The sequence below is a fragment of the Geodermatophilaceae bacterium NBWT11 genome, from assembly GCA_014218215.1.
Classification (GTDB): domain Bacteria; phylum Actinomycetota; class Actinomycetes; order Mycobacteriales; family Geodermatophilaceae; genus Klenkia.
On the sequence record CP043652.1, the window covers coordinates 3,906,502 to 3,923,644 of the forward strand.

16 protein-coding genes, 4 tRNA genes and 1 pseudogene are annotated in these 17,143 nt (G+C 72.7%); 9 read left to right on the forward strand and 12 right to left on the reverse strand.

All coding sequences use genetic code 11. The annotated features are described in order from the left end of the window. Positions 1-18: 18 nt before the first annotated feature. The 4 genes from F1C76_18965 to F1C76_18980 form a co-directional block, all read right to left on the reverse strand. The gene (locus F1C76_18965) at positions 19-1,050 is read right to left on the reverse strand and encodes an ABC transporter ATP-binding protein (GenBank protein QNG38372.1); all 1,032 of its coding nucleotides are present in this window, start codon (positions 1,048-1,050) and stop codon (positions 19-21) included. Then, the gene (locus F1C76_18970) at positions 1,040-2,038 is read right to left on the reverse strand and encodes a branched-chain amino acid ABC transporter permease (GenBank protein QNG38373.1); all 999 of its coding nucleotides are present in this window, start codon (positions 2,036-2,038) and stop codon (positions 1,040-1,042) included. Before F1C76_18970 ends, F1C76_18965 begins: the two co-directional genes overlap by 11 nt. 4 nt (positions 2,039-2,042) lie before the next feature. After that, positions 2,043-3,290: a branched-chain amino acid ABC transporter permease gene (locus F1C76_18975; GenBank protein QNG39374.1), complete on the reverse strand. Its 1,248-nt coding sequence runs from the start codon at positions 3,288-3,290 to the stop codon at positions 2,043-2,045. A 292-nt stretch (positions 3,291-3,582) separates the two neighbouring features. Next, a complete protein-coding gene (locus tag F1C76_18980; GenBank protein QNG38374.1) occupies positions 3,583-3,981 on the reverse strand; it encodes a PaaI family thioesterase in 399 nt (132 codons plus the stop codon). A 61-nt stretch (positions 3,982-4,042) separates the two neighbouring features. Here F1C76_18980 and polA point away from each other — a divergent pair, with 61 nt between their 5' ends. Continuing rightward, positions 4,043-6,796, forward strand: coding sequence for a DNA polymerase I (gene polA, locus F1C76_18985; protein ID QNG38375.1), 2,754 nt, complete (start codon positions 4,043-4,045; stop codon positions 6,794-6,796). A gap of 3 nt (positions 6,797-6,799) precedes the next feature. Here the strand turns inward: polA and F1C76_18990 are convergent, their stop codons facing one another. Then, complete coding sequence (locus F1C76_18990; GenBank protein ID QNG38376.1) at positions 6,800-7,642, reverse strand: methyltransferase domain-containing protein; 843 nt, start codon at positions 7,640-7,642, stop codon at positions 6,800-6,802. Positions 7,643-7,842: 200 nt separating this feature from the next. Between F1C76_18990 and F1C76_18995 the strand changes: the two genes are divergently transcribed. After that, on the forward strand, positions 7,843-9,354 hold the full coding sequence (locus tag F1C76_18995; GenBank protein ID QNG38377.1) for a 30S ribosomal protein S1: 1,512 nt from the start codon (positions 7,843-7,845) through the stop codon (positions 9,352-9,354). A 182-nt stretch (positions 9,355-9,536) separates the two neighbouring features. On the opposite strand, the gene F1C76_19000 is transcribed toward F1C76_18995, so the two are convergent. Further along, complete coding sequence (locus tag F1C76_19000) at positions 9,537-9,803, reverse strand: hypothetical protein (protein ID QNG38378.1); 267 nt, start codon at positions 9,801-9,803, stop codon at positions 9,537-9,539. A 193-nt stretch (positions 9,804-9,996) separates the two neighbouring features. On the opposite strand from F1C76_19000, the gene F1C76_19005 reads away from it, so the two are divergent. Further along, the gene (locus F1C76_19005) at positions 9,997-10,590 is read left to right on the forward strand and encodes a dephospho-CoA kinase (GenBank protein QNG38379.1); all 594 of its coding nucleotides are present in this window, start codon (positions 9,997-9,999) and stop codon (positions 10,588-10,590) included. A 42-nt stretch (positions 10,591-10,632) separates the two neighbouring features. Here the strand turns inward: F1C76_19005 and F1C76_19010 are convergent. The 5 genes from F1C76_19010 to F1C76_19030 all read right to left on the reverse strand — a co-directional run bounded on the left by F1C76_19010 (position 10,633) and on the right by F1C76_19030 (position 12,534). Continuing rightward, positions 10,633-10,707 (reverse strand) — tRNA-Val (locus tag F1C76_19010). 56 nt (positions 10,708-10,763) lie between these two features. Continuing rightward, positions 10,764-10,834 (reverse strand) — tRNA-Cys (locus F1C76_19015). Positions 10,835-10,873: 39 nt separating this feature from the next. Then, a tRNA-Gly gene (locus F1C76_19020) sits at positions 10,874-10,945 on the reverse strand. A 107-nt stretch (positions 10,946-11,052) separates the two neighbouring features. Then, positions 11,053-11,946, reverse strand: coding sequence for a CapA family protein (locus tag F1C76_19025; protein ID QNG38380.1), 894 nt, complete (start codon positions 11,944-11,946; stop codon positions 11,053-11,055). A gap of 135 nt (positions 11,947-12,081) precedes the next feature. Further along, positions 12,082-12,534 carry an SsgA family sporulation/cell division regulator gene (locus F1C76_19030; GenBank protein QNG38381.1) on the reverse strand — a complete coding sequence of 151 codons (453 nt, stop codon included), beginning with the start codon at positions 12,532-12,534 and terminating at the stop codon, positions 12,082-12,084. Between the two features lie 138 nt (positions 12,535-12,672). Between F1C76_19030 and F1C76_19035 the strand changes: the two genes are divergently transcribed. From F1C76_19035 to F1C76_19050, 4 genes and pseudogenes are all read left to right on the forward strand, one after another. Beyond that, positions 12,673-13,329 carry a sigma-70 family RNA polymerase sigma factor gene (locus tag F1C76_19035; protein QNG38382.1) on the forward strand — a complete coding sequence of 219 codons (657 nt, stop codon included), beginning with the start codon at positions 12,673-12,675 and terminating at the stop codon, positions 13,327-13,329. After that, positions 13,326-14,194: pseudogene (locus F1C76_19040) on the forward strand (anti-sigma factor). Before F1C76_19035 ends, F1C76_19040 begins: the two are co-directional and overlap by 4 nt. 104 nt (positions 14,195-14,298) lie before the next feature. Continuing rightward, complete coding sequence (locus F1C76_19045; GenBank protein ID QNG39375.1) at positions 14,299-14,676, forward strand: TIGR02611 family protein; 378 nt, start codon at positions 14,299-14,301, stop codon at positions 14,674-14,676. A gap of 32 nt (positions 14,677-14,708) precedes the next feature. After that, positions 14,709-14,783 (forward strand) — tRNA-Val (locus F1C76_19050). Positions 14,784-14,845: 62 nt separating this feature from the next. On the opposite strand, the gene F1C76_19055 is transcribed toward F1C76_19050, so the two are convergent. Further along, positions 14,846-16,048 carry an LLM class flavin-dependent oxidoreductase gene (locus F1C76_19055; protein QNG38383.1) on the reverse strand — a complete coding sequence of 401 codons (1,203 nt, stop codon included), beginning with the start codon at positions 16,046-16,048 and terminating at the stop codon, positions 14,846-14,848. A 116-nt stretch (positions 16,049-16,164) separates the two neighbouring features. On the opposite strand from F1C76_19055, the gene F1C76_19060 reads away from it, so the two are divergent. Next, positions 16,165-16,536: an HNH endonuclease gene (locus F1C76_19060; GenBank protein ID QNG38384.1), complete on the forward strand. Its 372-nt coding sequence runs from the start codon at positions 16,165-16,167 to the stop codon at positions 16,534-16,536. An 11-nt stretch (positions 16,537-16,547) separates the two neighbouring features. Continuing rightward, positions 16,548-17,087: a sulfurase gene (locus F1C76_19065; GenBank protein QNG38385.1), complete on the forward strand. Its 540-nt coding sequence runs from the start codon at positions 16,548-16,550 to the stop codon at positions 17,085-17,087. Positions 17,088-17,143 lie beyond the last annotated feature (56 nt).

Here is a 17,143-nt window from a genome sequence, read left to right on the forward strand (position 1 = left end):
CCTCGAACAGCGGTTCGCTCATCGTGTGGTGTCCGTCCCGTCGGTGGTCGACCGGTGCGAGCCGGTCCGCTCGCTGGAGAGCGTCTCCGCGGGGCGGTCGCCGGTGGGGACGCCCTCCTCGCGGGCGATGGCAGCCTCCGCCTCGGCGAGGACGCGGTCCTCCTCCTCGTTGGTCAGCGGTGCGTCGTGGTGGGCGCCCAGGTAGGCGTCGACCACGTCCTTGTTCTGCGAGATCGACTCCGGGGGCCCCTCGGCGATGATCTTGCCGGCGGCCATCACCACGACCCAGTCGCTGATGTCGCGGACGACGTCCATGTCGTGCTCGACGAAGACGACGGTCATGCCGTCCTCGCGGAGGTCCTTGACGTGGCCCAGCAGGGACTGGGTCAGCGCCGGGTTCACCCCGGCCATCGGCTCGTCGAGCATGACGACCTTGGGGTCGCTCATGAGCGCGCGGGCCATCTCCAGCAGCTTGCGCTGCCCGCCGGAGAGGATGCCGGCGAAGTCGTCCTTCTTGGCGTCGAGCTTGAAGCGCTTGAGCAGCTCCATCGCCCGCTCGGTGTTCGCGGTCTCCTGGCGACGCCAGGTGCCGGGCACCAGGGCCTTGAGGAAGGACTCCCCGTTCTGGTCCTGGGCGCCCAGCAGCATGTTCTGCATGACGGTCAGGCGCGAGAGCGCCTTGGTCAGCTGGAACGTGCGGACGACGCCGAGACGGGCCACCTTGTGCGGGGACAGCTTGCCCAGCGACTGGCCGTCGAAGGTCCAGGTGCCGGTGTCGGGCTGGTCGAACCCGGTGAGCAGGTTGAACAGCGTCGTCTTGCCGGCGCCGTTGGGCCCGATCAGCCCGGTGATGCCACCGCGCTGGATCTCCAGGTGGTCCACCGACACCGCGGTGAGCCCACCGAAGGTGCGGGTGACCCCGTCGACGACGAGCGCCGGGTCGGGCTTGGCGACGCCGACCTGCCAGGGCAGGTCCGCCAGCGCCGCCTGCGCGAGGCGGGCCGGGGCAGGACGGTCGGCCGGCTGGACGGGAGTGGGGTCAGCGGGCATCGAGCATCACCTCTCGTCGGTCACCGAAGATGCCCTGGGGTCGGAACACCAACAGCAGCATGAGCCCGATGCCGACCAGGACGAAGCGGATCTGCGCGACGTCGGTGGAGGACAGCAGGGTGTCGGGGATGATCCCGTTGCTGATCAGCGAGCGCAGGCCGGTGTCGGCGAACTGCAGGATGAACAGCAGGATGATCGACCCCACGACGGGGCCCAGCACGCGGGCCGCGCCACCCAGGATGAGGGCGGCGTAGGCCAGGAACGTGTTGGCGTTCTGGTACTGGTCGGGGATCGCGGAGCCGGTGCCGACGGCGTAGACCATGCCGCCGAGTGCACCGAAGACCGCACCGAGCACGAGCGCCTGCATCTTGTAGCTGTAGACGTTCTTGCCCAGGGCGCGGACGGCGTCCTCGTCCTCGCGGATGGCCTTCAGCACGCGGCCCCAGGGGCTGCGCATGAGCTGGAAGACCAGCAGGCTGGCCAGCGCCACGAGCACCCAGCCGACGGTGGCGACCCAGAGCTCACCACCGCTCCACGAGGTGCCCAGGATCGCGTAGCGACGCTGGGTGTCCCAGGGGGCCAGGGCGATGAAGCTCTGGTTGAACGCCGACAGGCCGCGGGTGCCGTTGGTGACCGGGGTGGCCGAGACCGACCGGAACAGCAGGCGCAGGCCCTCGGCCGTGGCGATCGTGACGATCGCCAGGTAGTCCGCCCGCAGTCGCAGGGTGGGCAGACCCAGCAGCAGGGCCAGCACGACCGCCGCCACGATGCCGACGACGACGCCGACCCAGAACGGCATGCCCCACTTGCTGACCGAGATGGCGATGCCGAAGCCACCGAGCATGGCGAAGGCGATCTGGCCGAAGTTCAGCAGTCCGGTGTAGCCGAAGTGCACGTTGATGCCGATGGCGAGCAGCGCGAAGAAGATGGCCTGGAACCCCAGGCCGGACTTCAGCGCGATCGCGAGGGCGTCGAGGAGGTCGCTCACCGGGTCAGCCGATCCGGGCCCGGCTGCCCAGGATGCCCTGGGGCCGGATGACGAGGATGACGATCAAGAGGAGCAGACCTCCGACGTACTTCACGTCGTCCGGGATGACCAACGTGGACATCTGGACGAACACACCGATGATGACGCTGCCGACCAGGGCGCCGTAGGCCGTGCCCAGCCCGCCGAGGGTGACCCCGGCGAACATCAGCAGCAGCAGACGGAAGCCCATGTCCCACTGGACCTGGTCGGACAGTCCGAGCAGCACGCCGCCGAGGGCCGCGAGGGCCCCGCCCATCATCCAGACGATGAGGATGACGCGGTTGACGTCGATGCCCGAGGAGGCGGCGAGGTCCCGGTTGTCCGAGACCGCCCGCATGGCCTTGCCGATCTTGGTCTTCTGGAGCATGAGCGCGACGAGCACCAGCACGACCAGGGCGATGACGATCGACGCCAGGGCCCGGTTGGTCAGGGTGAACACGCCGTAGCTCTGGGCCCGCTGGGACTGGTACTCGGCGTAGGGGTTGGAGAACCCGCCGTAGATGATCTGCAGCAGGTAGCGCAGCAGCAGCGACAGGCCGATCGAGACCACCAGGGCCGCGACGAGGCCGGTGCCGCGCTTGCGCAGCGGGCGCCACAGGGCCAGTTCGTGGAGTGCACCGACCCCGGCCCCGACCACCATCGCGATGAGCGTCGCCGCGATGAGCGGCACCCCGCCCTGCACGTTGACGTACCAGGCGACGATGGCGCCGATGGTGACCAGCTCGCCGTGGGCGAAGTTGGTCAGCCCGGTGGTGCCGAAGATCAGCGACAGACCCACCGCGCAGACGGCGATGATCAGCCCGAAGCGCAGCCCGTCCACGAGCAGCTGGATCGCGCGGACGTTGCCGCCGCCGCTGTTCGCGGTGCCGTCCTGCAGGCCGAAGTTGACCGGCTGGGAGCGCCCGTTGTCGACGGTGACGTCGCGGGTGTCGCCCTGCGGCCCGAGGGTGACCCCGTCGGGCAGCGCGTCCCCGTCGATGCTGACGGTGTAGTCGCCGGCCCCGTCGGGGAGGTCGATGGCGAAGCGGCCGTTCTCGTCGGTGGTCGCGGAGTCGACCTCGTCGCCGCTCGCGGTGGTGACCGTGACCTCGACGTCGGGGATCGGGCCGCTGACGCTGGTCTGCAGGGTGCCGACGATGCGCTCGCCCTCGGCGCTGGCGACGCCCGAGGGCAGCAGCGTGGCCACCGACATCGCGAACGCGGCGACGAGCATGGCCAGCACGAGGGACCTGCGGCCCGCCGTCCCGGCGAACAGCCGGCGGAACCGGCCCGGCGGGCGCCCGCGGGGCGGGCCCGTCCGGGCACCGTGCTCGGGAGCACGGGTGAGTGCGTGCGTCACTCGACCTCCTGGCCGTGGAGTGGGGACGACGGCCGGGGTCGGGGTGGACACCGGGCAGCCGTCGGTTGAACGGGCGGAACCGTAACCCACGTTTGTTGCGGTTTCGGGTCCTCTGGACGGGCCGTGACCCTTTCGCGACCCGCCGCAGCCAGCAGGTCTTCCCGCGTCAGTCCTGCTTGACCAGACAGGTCAGTCGTGCTGTCGCCGTCGGGCGTCCCTGGTCGTCGGTGACCTCGACGAGGAAGGTGGCCAGCGTGCGTCCGCGGCGCACCGGGGTGCAGACGGCGGTGACGACGCCCTCGGTGGCCGCGCGCAGGTAGGAGGCGTTGAGCTCGATGCCGACCACCTGGCGGCCGGGGCCGGCGTGCAGGGCCGCGGCCCAGGAGCCGATCGACTCCACCAGGGCGCAGGTGGCCCCGCCGTGCAGCAGGCCGTGGGGCTGCTCGTTGCCCGCCACCGGCATGGTCGCGACCATCCGGTCGGCGGTGAAGTCGGTGATGACGATGCCGAGCTTGGCGTCGAGCCCGGTCGGTTCCGGGGCCCAGTCGGGGCGGGGGGTGGGCACCGGTGGACGGTAACCGCCGAGGGCTGCCGGACTGTCGTACCCCGGTCTTAGGGTGACCCCGATGTCCGCTCCGGTCTCCGCCCCCGCGTCCACGCCCACCGACCGCACCCCCGACGGCTCGCATCCGCGGCCCCGGCTGCTGCTGCTCGACGGCCACTCGCTGGCCTACCGCGCCTTCTTCGCGCTGCCGGTGGAGAACTTCTCGACCACGACGGGTCAGCCGACGAACGCCGTCTACGGGTTCACCTCGATGCTGATCAACGTGCTGCGCGACGAGGCGCCCTCGCACCTCGCGGTGGCCTTCGACGTGGGCCGGCAGACCTTCCGCAGCGAGATCTTCGCCGGGTACAAGGCCAACCGGAGCGAGAGCCCGACCGACTTCCGCGGCCAGGTGAGCCTCATCCAGGAGGTGCTGGCCGCCCTGCACGTCCCGGTGCTCACCGCCGCCGGCTTCGAGGCCGACGACGTGATCGCCACCCTCACGGTGCAGGCCGTCGAGTCGGGCATGGACGTGCTGATCTGCACCGGGGACCGCGACGCGCTGCAGTTGGTCAACGAGCACGTCACCGTGCTCTACCCGCGCAAGGGCGTCTCGGACCTGACCCGCTTCACCCCGGAGGCGGTCGAGGAGAAGTACGGCCTGACCCCCACCCAGTACCCCGACTTCGCGGCGCTGCGCGGCGACCCGTCGGACAACCTGCCGGGCATCCCCAGCGTCGGGGAGAAGACGGCCTCCAAGTGGATCCGCGAGTACGGCTCGCTCGACCAGCTCGTCGACCAGGTCGACACCGTCAAGGGCAAGGTCGGGGAGAAGCTGCGCGAGCACCTGTCCTCGGTGCTGCAGAACCGGCGGCTCACCGAGCTCGACCGTGCCGTCGCCCTGGACCTGCACCCGGTCGACCTCGCCGTCCAGGCCTGGGACCGCGCCGAGGTGCACACCCTGTTCGACAACCTGCAGTTCCGGGTGCTGCGCGACCGGCTGTTCTCCACCCTCACCAGCGCCGAGCCCGAGGTCGACGGCGGCATCGACGTGACCGTCGACGAGCTGGTCCCCGGTGGGTTGTCGGACTGGCTGGACGCCCACGCCCGCACCGGGCACACCGGCATCGTCTTCCGCGGCACCTGGGGCCGGGGCACCGGTGAGCTGACCGGCATCGCGCTGGCCGCCGGCGACGACCACACCGTCTTCGTCGACCTCGGTCCCGACCTCGACGTCACCGACGAGCAGGCGCTGGCCGCCTGGCTGGCCGACCCGTCGGCCAAGAAGGTCGTGCACGAGGTCAAGGGCCCGCTGCTCGCCGTCTGGGCCCGCGGCTGGGACCTCGCCGGCGAGGTCAGCGACACCGCCCTGGCCGCCTACCTGGCGCTGCCCGGCCAGCGGTCCTTCGACCTCGGCGACCTCGCCGTCCGCTACCTGCGCCGCGAGCTCACCGACCCCGAGCCGGTCGAGCAGCAGCTGAGCCTGGACGGCATGGGCCCGACCGAGGACGACGTGGCCCGGGAGGCCGCCGTCGCCGACGCCCGCAAGGCCGTCGCGGTCAACGACCTCTCCGACGCCCTGGAGCAGCTGCTCGGCCAGAAGGGCGGCGACCAGCTGCTCACCGGCCTGGAGCTGCCGCTCACCCGGGTGCTGGCCCGGATGGAGCAGCGCGGGATCGCCGCCGACGTCGAGCTGCTGCACGACCTGCAGGCGGAGTTCGCCTCCTCGGTCGCCGAGGCCGCCGCCGACGCCTACGAGGCGATCGGCGGCCAGGAGATCAACCTCGGCTCACCGAAGCAGCTGCAGGCGGTGCTGTTCGACCAGCTCGGCCTGCCGAAGACCAAGAAGAACAAGACCGGGTACACCACCGACGCCGACGCGCTCACCACGCTGCAGGCCACCGCCCCGCACCCGTTCCTCGAGGCGCTGCTTCGGCACCGCGACGTCACCCGGCTGCGCACCGTCATCGACGGCCTGATCCCGATGGTCGACGACGCCGGCCGGATCCACACCACGTTCCAGCAGACGATCGCGGCCACCGGACGGTTGTCCTCGACCGACCCGAACCTGCAGAACATCCCGATCCGCAGCGCCGAGGGCCGGCGGATCCGGCAGGCGTTCGTCGTCGGGCAGGGCTACGAGTCGCTGATGACCGCGGACTACAGCCAGATCGAGATGCGGATCATGGCCCACCTGTCCGAGGACGCCGCGCTCATCGAGGCGTTCACCTCGGGGGAGGACCTGCACACCTTCGTGGCCTCGCGGGCCTTCGACATCCCGATCGAGCAGGTCGACCCGGAGATGCGGCGCCGGATCAAGGCGATGAGCTACGGGCTCGCCTACGGGTTGAGCGCCTACGGGCTGGCCCAGCAGCTGCGGATCACCCCGGAGGAGGCGCGGGGCCAGATGACCGCCTACTTCGAGCGCTTCGGCGGGATCCGCGACTACCTGGACGGCGTGGTGGAGGACGCCCGCCAGACCGGGTACACCGAGACCACCATGGGTCGCCGCCGGTACCTGCCCGACCTGACCAGCGACAACAAGCAGCGTCGGGACATGGCCGAGCGGATGGCGCTCAACGCCCCCATCCAGGGCTCGGCCGCCGACGTCATCAAGGTGGCGATGCTGCGGGTCGAGCAGGGCATCGCCGAGCGGGGGCTCTCCTCCCGGATGGTGCTGCAGGTGCACGACGAGCTGGTGCTCGAGGTCGCTGCGGGGGAGCGGGAGCAGCTGGAGGAGCTCGTCCGCGCCGAGATGGCCGGCGCCGCCGACCTGTCGGTGGCCCTGGACGTGTCCGTCGGCGTCGGCCAGAGCTGGGACGCCGCGGCCCACTGAGGGTCAGGCAGGCAGGTCGCAGACCAGGACGAGGGTGCCGGGGACCAGGGCGCCGCGGGCGGGGGACCACTGGCCCCACGTCTGGGTGCGGCCCGGGATCCACTCCGGCTCGACCAGGTCGGTGAGCACGAAGCCGGCACCCACCACGTCGCGCACCCAGTCCCCGACCGTGCGGTGGTGCTCCACGTAGACCACGGTGTCCGCGCCGTCGGTCTCCACGTAGGGCGTGCGGTCGAAGTAGGAGCCCACCACGGTGAGGTCGGCCGGGTCGGGGGAGTCGGGGAAGGGCCAGCGCAGCGGGTGGTTCACCGACGCGACGAACCGGCCGCCCGGACGCAGCACCCGGGCCACCTCGCCCAGCGCGCCGCGGACGTCGGCCACGAACGGCAGCCCGCCGAACGCCGAGCAGGCCAGGTCGACGGAGTCCGTGGCCAGCGGCAGCGCCCCGACGTCGGCTTGCAGGAGCGTCGGGTGCAGCCCGGTCGTCTCCGCCAGCTCGCGGGCCCGGGCCAGCATCCCGGCCGACAGGTCCAGGGCGAGCACCTCGGCGCCGGCGGCGGTCAGCCAGCGGGCACACGGCGCCGAGCCGCAGCCCAGCTCCAGCACCCGCCGGCCGGCCACGTCGCCCAGCAGGTGCGCGTCGGCTTCGCGCAGTCCCTCCGGGCACCACAGGAAGTCCGCGTCACCGAGGTCGGCACCGTGCTCGGCGAGGTAGGCCGGGGCCGCGGCGTCCCACCAGCCCCGGTTGGCCCGCACCGACTCGGCGTCGCCGACGTCCCGGCGCTCGACCCCGCCGGCCAGCGGGTAGCCGTCGGAGGCCAGTGGCAGCGGAGCGTCGGTGGGCATCGGGGGATGGTGGCACGGGCGGGTCGGACCCTTGGTGGACCGGGCCGTCGGCGGTACGTACGATGGAGGGGCGCCAGAGGTCTGTGGTGCGGTGCCCGCTGCGGCGCCCTCCTCGCCTCTCCCGTGCACACCCCCTGCGGCCGCATCGGCGGCAGGTCGTCCCCGTCCCTCCACACCCCCCGTCCGGAGCACCCGACCACATGACCTCCACTCAGGTCCGTCCCGACAGCACCACCGCACCGCAGGTCGCCGTGAACGACATCGGCACCGCGGAGGACTTCCTCGCAGCCATCGACCAGACGATCAAGTACTTCAACGACGGCGACATCGTCGAGGGCGTCATCGTCAAGGTCGACCGCGACGAGGTGCTGCTGGACATCGGCTACAAGACCGAGGGCGTCATCCCCTCGCGTGAGCTGTCCATCAAGCACGACGTCGACCCCAACGAGGTCGTCTCCGTCGGCGACGAGGTGGAAGCCCTGGTCCTCCAGAAGGAGGACAAGGAAGGGCGTCTGATCCTGTCCAAGAAGCGCGCCCAGTACGAGCGCGCCTGGGGCACGATCGAGGCCAAGAAGGAAGCCGACGAGGTCGTCACCGGCACCGTCATCGAGGTCGTCAAGGGCGGTCTCATCCTGGACATCGGCCTGCGCGGGTTCCTCCCGGCGTCGCTGGTCGAGATGCGTCGCGTCCGCGACCTGCAGCCCTACGTGGGCCGCGAGCTCGAGGCCAAGATCATCGAGCTGGACAAGAACCGCAACAACGTCGTCCTCTCCCGTCGTCAGTGGCTGGAGCAGACCCAGTCCGAGGTCCGCAGCGAGTTCCTCAACAAGCTCGCCAAGGGCCAGGTCCGGACCGGGCAGGTCTCCTCGATCGTCAACTTCGGTGCCTTCGTGGACCTGGGTGGCGTCGACGGCCTGGTGCACGTCTCCGAGCTGTCCTGGAAGCACATCGACCACCCGTCCGAGGTCGTCGAGGTCGGCCAGGAGGTCACCGTCGAGGTCCTCGACGTCGACCTGGACCGTGAGCGCGTCTCCCTGTCGCTGAAGGCGACCCAGGAGGACCCGTGGCGTCAGTTCGCCCGGACCCACCAGATCGGGCAGGTCGTGCCCGGCAAGGTCACCAAGCTGGTCCCCTTCGGTGCGTTCGTGCGCGTCGACGAGGGCATCGAGGGCCTGGTGCACATCTCCGAGCTGGCCGAGCGCCACGTGGAGATCCCGGAGCAGGTCGCGCAGGTCGGCGACGAGCTCCTGGTCAAGGTCATCGACATCGACCTGGACCGTCGTCGCATCTCGCTGTCGCTGAAGCAGGCCAACGAGGGCGTCATCGCCGAGGACGACCAGTTCGACCCGGCTGCCTACGGCATGGCCGCTGCCTACGACGAGCAGGGCAACTACGTCTACCCCGAGGGCTTCGACTCCGACACCGGTGAGTGGCTCGAGGGCTTCGACGCTGCTCGTGAGGCGTGGGAGAAGCAGTACGCCGACGCCCAGGCGCGCTTCGAGGCGCACCAGAAGCAGATCACGGCGGCCCGCGAGGCCGACGCCGAGGCGGCTGCCGGTGGCAGCTACTCCAGCGACGCCCCCGTGGACTCGGACTCCGGTCCGGCTGCCAGCACCGGTTCCTCCTCCGGTGGCAGCAGCAGCGGCGGCGGCACCCTGGCCTCCGACGAGGCCCTGGCCGCGCTGCGCGCCAAGCTCGCCGGCGGCGAGTGAGCTCGTCCCCGCTGAGCTGATCAGCTGACGACGGTGCGCCGTCCACCTCCGGGTGGGCGGCGCACCGTCGTGTCCGGGGTCTGATCAGGGTCCGGACAGCACGACGACGTCCCCGTGGGCCGGTGGCCCACGGGGACGTCGTGGTCGGGGTGGTGCGACCCCGGGGGGTCAGCCGGTTCCCGTCAGAGGCTGAGGATGATCGCGAACGCGGTGCGCGGGCGGCCACCGGCCGAGGTCAGGGCGTCCCAGGTGTGCCGGCCGCTGGGCACCGAGCTCAGCAGCGAGCGCAGGAACGACGCCGTGGAGCGTGGGGTGCTCGGCTGCAGCCGGGCGGCGACGGCGGGCAGGTCGGCACACCGCACGCCACCGGGGACGTCGTTCCGGTGCCGGCCCGGGCCGCGACGCCTGCCGACGGCGGGCGAGGGCTCCAGGGACGTGTGTCGGGACATGGTCGGGTCCGCCTCTCTGCGCGGTGACCTCGGGAACGGTGGAGGTGAGGTCGCCGGGACGGACGCTAGGTCGTGTGACGGGTGTGACTGGTGCGACGCGCCGGACGGATGTGGTCACCCTGGGTGTTCGTGGCCGGATCGTGACCTGGGGGCTCGTGCGGTGCGCCGGCCGGAGCTGTGCCAGGGTCGGCCCGTGCTGAGGATCGGGTTGACCGGGGGCATCGGGTCGGGCAAGTCGACCGTGGCCGCCCGGCTGGTGGAGCACGGCGCCGTGCTGGTGGACGCCGACCGGATCGCCCGGGAGGTGGTGGAGCCCGGGACCGACGGCCTGGCGGCGGTGGCGGCGGCCTTCGGGGACGGCGTGCTCGCCGAGGACGGCTCGTTGGACCGTCCGGCGCTGGCAGCGGTGGTCTTCGGTGACGCCGGCCAGCGAGCGCGGCTTGACGGGATCGTGCACCCCCTGGTGCGCGCCCGGGCCGCCGAGCTGGTCGCTGCGGCCCCCCAGGACGCCGTGGTGGTCCAGGACGTGCCCCTGCTGGTGGAGACCGGCCAGGCCGGCTCCTACGACCTCGTGCTGGTCGTCCGCGCCGACGAGGGGACCCGGGTGGCCCGACTCGTCGGTCGGGGTCTCACCGCCGCCGATGCCCGGGCCCGGATCGCCAGTCAGGCCACGGACGCCGAACGGGCCGCGGTGGCCGACGTGGTGCTGGACAACGACGGCGACCGGGAGCAGCTCCTGGCGCAGGTGGACCGGTTCTGGTCCGACCGGGTCGCACCCGGCCGCTGAGACGACGAAGGCCCCGGAGCAGCTGCTCCGGGGCCTTCGTGCTGGTGGGCGATACTGGGATCGAACCAGTGACCTCTTCCGTGTCAGGGAAGCGCGCTACCGCTGCGCCAATCGCCCGTCTGTGACCTGACGGTCACCCCCGGCCCCGCCTCGAGCCAGCCCGGGGGCTGTCGAGGTGGAGACGGGATTTGAACCCGTGTAGACGGCTTTGCAGGCCGTTGCCTCGCCTCTCGGCCACTCCACCGCACACGAGCGCCGGTCTGAGACCAGCACCCGGGTTCCGAGCGGATGACGGGATTCGAACCCGCGACCCTCACCTTGGCAAGGTGATGCTCTACCACTGAGCCACATCCGCGACGCAGACGATCGCTCGTCTGCAGTGCATGGAGAACTCTAGACGACCCTCCAGGGGGGTGCGCACCGGGGGGTCCCGCGGCCGGCCTCCTCGCGCGTACCTGCAGCTCAGCGGCTCGTGGAAGGGGCGCAGGGGGGTGTCCGGGGCGGTGCTGCGGCCGCCGGCAGCGCCCGGCCGAAGGCGTCGGTCCGGAGGAGGACGGTCTCGACGTGCCGGACCCCGTCGGGGCCCACCCGGAGGACGACGACCTCGGAGTCCACCGGACCGCCGTCGGCTGCGAGGAGGAGGGGGCCGGGCGCAGGGAGCACCCAGGCCGCGTCGTCCGCGCCGGCCCACGACCCCGGCCTGCCCGCCGGGGCGCCGCCGACCACCACGTCGGCACCTGCGGCCACGAGAGCCGCGGTGAGCTCGGGGGGCGCCCCGCCGGGACAGCCCCCGCCAGGCGGGGCCGCGAGCCGGACGACGACGACGTCCCCGGCCCGGTCCGCCCCGGTCACACCGGCCAGCAGCCGGCTGCGGTCGGCGGGGTCGGCTGTTCCGTTGAGCACCGACACGGCCAGCGGACCCGTGTGCGCGACCCACGTGTCGCCGTGCCCGAGCCCGGCGGCGGCCAGCCCCGCCGTGCTCTCCGTCCCCGCCGGGCCGGACCACCGGGGGTCGAGTCGGGCGACGCCGTCGACCCCCGCATGGGCCAGGGCGGTGATCGCCGCCGCCGGGGGAGTGGACCCGTCCTCGGGGGCCACGAGGTCGACCAGGGCGACGTCGGCCGCCCGCAGGACGTCGGCCGTGCCGGCGAAGGGCCCCGCCGGGTCGTCGAGCAGGGGCAGTGTGCGGCCGCCGAACGAGACCGCACCGCCGATGGCGAGGCTGACCGTCGTCGGCGGGGCCCCGGTCCCCTCCTGCGCCGCGGGCGGCGCCGGGCGCAGCGTCTGGAGCAGGACGAGGGTGCCCGTGCCCACGGTCACCACCCCGACGGCGACGGCGACCGCGAGCGGCCGCACTGCTGCCCGGCGTGTCCGCCGGCGTGTCGTATGACGTCCCACGCCTCGACCGTACGAGACCGGAGCGTCTCGTGCTGCGCTGAACGCGCAGGTCAGCGCGCTGCCGACGGGGTGTGAGAGCCCCGTTGCAGTCGGTCAGCGACCGGTCGGGTCGGCACCGCCGTCGTGGAGCAGGGCCAGCAGCTCGGCGTCCACGCCCGGTGCCTCGGACTCGGCACCGCGGGGGACGAGCCGTTCGGTGGCCCGGAGGAAGTCCGCGACCACGCTGCGGGAGAGCTCGAACAGGGCGTGGCCCGAGGGCGCCCGCAGCTCGAGGAAGAGGACGTCCACGGCGGTGCGGGCCGGCCACAGGCGCACGTCGCCGTCCCCGGCGGGACGGGAGAGGCCGGCGTGCACGAGGTCGCGGCCCAGCAGCCACTCGACACCGTCGACGCCGCCGTCCTCGCCGGGCCGGCCACCGAAGCGGACGCGGACGGCGAAGGGGTCGGCCGGGTCGTAGACGAGGGTGGCGGGGACCTCGGTCCACGACCGCGGACCGACCAGGTGCAGCGTGGTCCGGGTCGTGCACCCCGGGGCAGGACTCGCCATGCCCGCACAACGACCCACCCCCCGGGAGGTGACGCGTCCCCGGGGTGTCGGGAGCAGGACCGCGGGACCGGTCCCACCCGACCGGGCTACGCCGAGGACCAGGTGAACCGCAGGACCCCCCGGTGGCGAACGCACCGTGTGACCATGGGACTCGTGACCCGACCTGCCAGGCGCCCGGAGGACTCCTCCGCCGGCGACCTCGAGCTGATCCGTCGGTTGCAGGCCGGGGACCGGACCGCCGTCGAGGACCTCTACGACCGCTTCCGCCGGCCCGCGTTCGCCCTCGCCCGGCGGGTGCTCGCCGACGACACGCTGGCCGAGGACGTGCTGCAGGACGTGTTCCTGACCGTCTGGAAGGCCCCGCACGCCTTCGACACCGCGCGGGGCTCCTTCGCCTCCTGGCTGTTGGCGATGGTCCACCACAAGGCGGTCGACGCGGTCCGGCGCGAGGAGTCCCACCGCCGCCGCCAGACCCGGGTCGAGGACGACCTGCGGCTCACCGAACCGGTCTCGCACCGGGACGTGGAGGACGAGGCGTGGGACCGGGTGGTCTCCGAGCGGGTGCGCACCGCCCTGCAGGCACTGCCGGCTCCCCAGCGCGAGGCGCTGACGCTGGCCTACTACGGCGGTTACACCCAGCGCGAGGTCGCGGCGTTGACCGGCACCCCGCTGGGCACGGTCAAGACCCGCATGCTGGCCGGGATGCGCCGGTTGAAGGAGAACCTGGGCGGCGTCGTCGTCGGGTCCGCCCTGGGCAGCGCCCTGGGTACGGCGGTCGAGGGGGGCACGCGATGACCCGCGACCAGGACGCCGAGCACGAGGCCTTCGACGAGCTCGCCGTCGGCTGGGCCCTGCACGCGTTGGAGCCCGAGGACGAGGACGCCTTCGCCGGCCACCTCGCCGGGTGTGCCCGGTGCACCCGCACCGTGGCCGAGACCCACGAGGTGATGGCCGCCATGGCCACCGACCTCCCGGTGGCCGAGCCCTCCGTGGACCTGCGGGCCCGCCTGCGCGCCGCCGTCGAGGCGACCGAGCAGGATCCCGCACCCCAGGCGGTGGCCCCGCCCACGCCGATCCGCCGTGCCCCGAGGCCGACCGTCCCCGCCGACGCCGACGGGCCGGTCTCCCGGCCCCGGTTCTTCGGGCCGCGCCCGGTGCGGCACAGCGAGCAGACCCCGGCGTGGCGCCGGGTGGTCCCGCGCGCCCTGGTGGCCGCGGGGGTGGCCGCCGTCCTGGGCCTGGGCGCCTGGAACGTCGCGGTCACCCAGGACCGGGACGCCGCCCGCGCCACCGCGTCCGCCCAGTCCGACGTCATGTCCGCCCTGCTGGCACCGGGCCGCGCCACCATCGCGCCGATGGAGCACGACGGGCGCACCGTGGCCACCGTGGTGGCCCGCGACGGTCAGGCCCAGGTGGTCACCGACGGCATGGGCGTGAACGACACCGCCGCCACGACCTACGTGCTGTGGGGGATGACGGAGGGCAGCCCGGTCGCGCTGGGCACCTTCGACGTGACCTCCCCGGGATGGACCTGCAGACCGTAGGCTCCGACGCGACCGGGCTGGACGACTACTCCGCCTACGGCATCAGCATCGAGCCCGGTCGTCAGGCTCCGTCCTCCCCGACGGACATCGTGGCGAACGGGCAGGTGACCAGCTGAGCGAGCAGGAGACCAGGACCCCGTCCCGGCGGCCGGAGCGCGAGACCTCCGAGCAGCGACGGACCCGGTACGACACCGACGAGCACCAGAGCCTCCGCGAGCGGATCGGCCGGCGGAAGTGGCGCCGACGGATCGCCGCGCGCAAGACCGTGGACACCGCCTACCGGGCCGGCGTCGGCGTCGTCGGTGCGCTGCTGCTCGCCGTCGGGCTGGTCACCATCCCGCTGCCGGGCCCCGGCTGGCTGACGGTCATCGCGGCGTTGTTCGTGCTGGCCTCGGAGTTCACCTGGGCCGAGCAGGTCCTGGAGTTCACCAAGCGCTACGTGAAGCTCTGGACCGACTGGATCGGCCGGCAGTCGATGTGGGTCCGGGTGCTCATCGGCCTGGCCACCGCGGCCTTCGTCTACGGCGTCATCGTGTGCGTGCTGCACCTGACCGGGGTGCCCGACTGGGTCCCGGGGTGGGTGCCGCTCTGGCGGTAGGCGTCTGGCATGATTGCCGGAGCACCGCAGCCGGGCGATTGGCTCAGCGGTAGAGCGCTTCGTTCACACCGAAGAGGTCACTGGTTCGATCCCAGTATCGCCCACCAGCACAGCAGCCCCCCTCCCGTCCGGGAGGGGGGCTGCTGTCGTCCGTGGTCCGGGACTCCGATCAGGCCTGCGCGGTGACGACCTTCCCGCCGGTGGCCTGGGCGCGCTCCTCGGCGTGCTGGGCGGTCCAGGAGTTGATCGCGTCCCACTGGCGGGCCGCGAGCGGCTCGCGGACGCTGCGGGTCCAGGCCTCGTTCGCCTTGAGCTTCCTCGTCGTGCCCTTGAACTGGGGGATCACGTGGTTGGCGAACAGGTGGTAGTGGTGCAGCGTCTGCTCCCACGGCGCCCAGTTGTGGGCGAACATGAGGTAGGCGCCGAAGCCGCCGTTGGACTGCTCCTCCAGCTGCTCGATCTTCTGGATCGCGTCGTCCACGGTCCCGATGACGCCCATGCCGCTCTCGATGACGAACTCGATGCGCTCCTTGGTGTTCTCCCCGAGCACGCCCAGCTGCGGGGCCGCCGCGGTGTGCTGCAGGTAGTCGAACCAGGCGTCGATGCCGTAGGCGACGTCCTTGATGGCCTGGTCGCGGGTGTCGGCGATGTGCATGGGGCCCACCAGGCGCCAGCCGGAGCGGTCGACGGTCTGGCCGAACTCCTGCGCCCGCTCCTCGACGACGTCCCAGTGCATCTTCAGCGCGTCGAAGCCGTCCTGGCTCATGGTCGCGCCGATGGAGATCATCCCGAGCCCGTGCTTGCCCACCAGGCGGGGCCCCGACGGCGACACGATGGCCGCGGTGGCGACCTCCAGGTGCGGGTCGGAGAAGGAGTCCAGCTGCAGCCGGGCGTCGACCAGCTCGTAGCGGTCGGTCTTGATCGAGATCGGCTCGTCGCTGCGCAGCAGGTGCATGAGCACCTCGACGTCGGTCTCCAGCGCCGCGCGGGTGTCCTTCGGGTCGATGCCCAGCATCAGCGCGTCGGTGGCCAGCGCGCCCGGGCCCACGCCCAGCATCGCCCGGCCGCGGGTCAGGTGGTCCAGCAGCACGACGCGGTCGGCCACCAGGAAGGGGTTGTGGTAGGGCAGGGAGAGCACCCCGGCGCCGAGCTTGATGTGCTTGGTGACCTGCGCGCAGTGCGCGATGAACATCAGCGGGTCGCCCAGCGGCTCGACGCCGCAGGAGTGGTGCTCGCCGAACCAGGCCTCGTCGTAGCCCATCTGGTCCAGGGTCTGGACGAGCTGGACGTCGCGCTGCAGCGAGTAGGTCGGGTTCTGGCCGACCGGGACGTGGTGCGGGGGCAGGAAGATGCCGAAGCGCTTGCGGGCCATGGGGGTCTCCTCGACGGTGGCGTCCGGTGTGCGGGTGTGACCCTGCCCACTCCCGGCTCGTCTGTCAACGACCCAGTTGACGGGCGGGAGACCGGACCGGGGACGACCATGGGAGCGTGACCTCCCAGCCCGACCGCGCCGCCCGGCTGGCCGCTGCGGTGGAGCGGGACGGGCCCACCTGCATCTGGTGCGGGCGGGCCTTCGACCGGTACGTGCGGCCCACCACCGAGCACGTGGTGCCCCGGGTCAAGGGCGGCCCGTCGTGGCCGGAGAACGAGGTCGCTGCGTGCAGTCGCTGCAACGGGGCCCGTGGGCACCGGGGCGCGGTGGAGTGGCTGGGGGAGTGCCGGGCCCGGGGGTGGTCCCCGGACGCCGAGCGGGTCGCCCGGGCGCTGGAGTCCCTGGCCGCGGCGGTCGCCCGACGGGGTGGCCAGCGGCGGGCCCGGCCGCACCTGGACGCCCAGCTGCGCCGGCTGCGGGCCGGGTAGCGTCCGCCGCCGTGGCGGTCGTCGGTCGGGTCGAGCAGCTGCTGGTGCACCCGGTGAAGAGCATGGCGGCCACCCCGCTGGAGCGGGTCGAGGTCACCTCCGCCGGCCTGGCCGGGGACCGGGGCCGGGTGGTGGTCGACGCGGCGACCGGTGAGCGGCTGCGGGAGAAGACCGCGCCGGGACTCGCTGCGATCGACCCGACCGGGGACGACGCCGCCGCCCGGGTCTCGGCGGCGCTGGGGCGGACCGTCCGCATCGAGGACGCCGGGGCACCGCAGGTCATGGTGGCTGCAGTGCACCTGGTGAGCCGCCAGGCCCTGGAACGGGCCGCGGCCGGGGACGTGCCGGCGGGCTGCTCGGCCCACGACCCGCGGGCCAACGTCCGGCTGGACCTGCCCGAGGACGACGAGCGGGACTGGGTCGGCCGTGAGCTCGTCCTGGGCGGCACCCGACTGCTGGTCACCCGGCTGCCCCGGCACTGCCTGGGCGTCTACGCCGACGTGGTGACCCCCGGCCCGGTCGGGGTGGGGGACCCGGTCGAACTCGGCTGAGACCGGGTCGGGTGGGCCGTACTCTCGGGACGTCCGTCCCGCCCCACCCCCAGGAG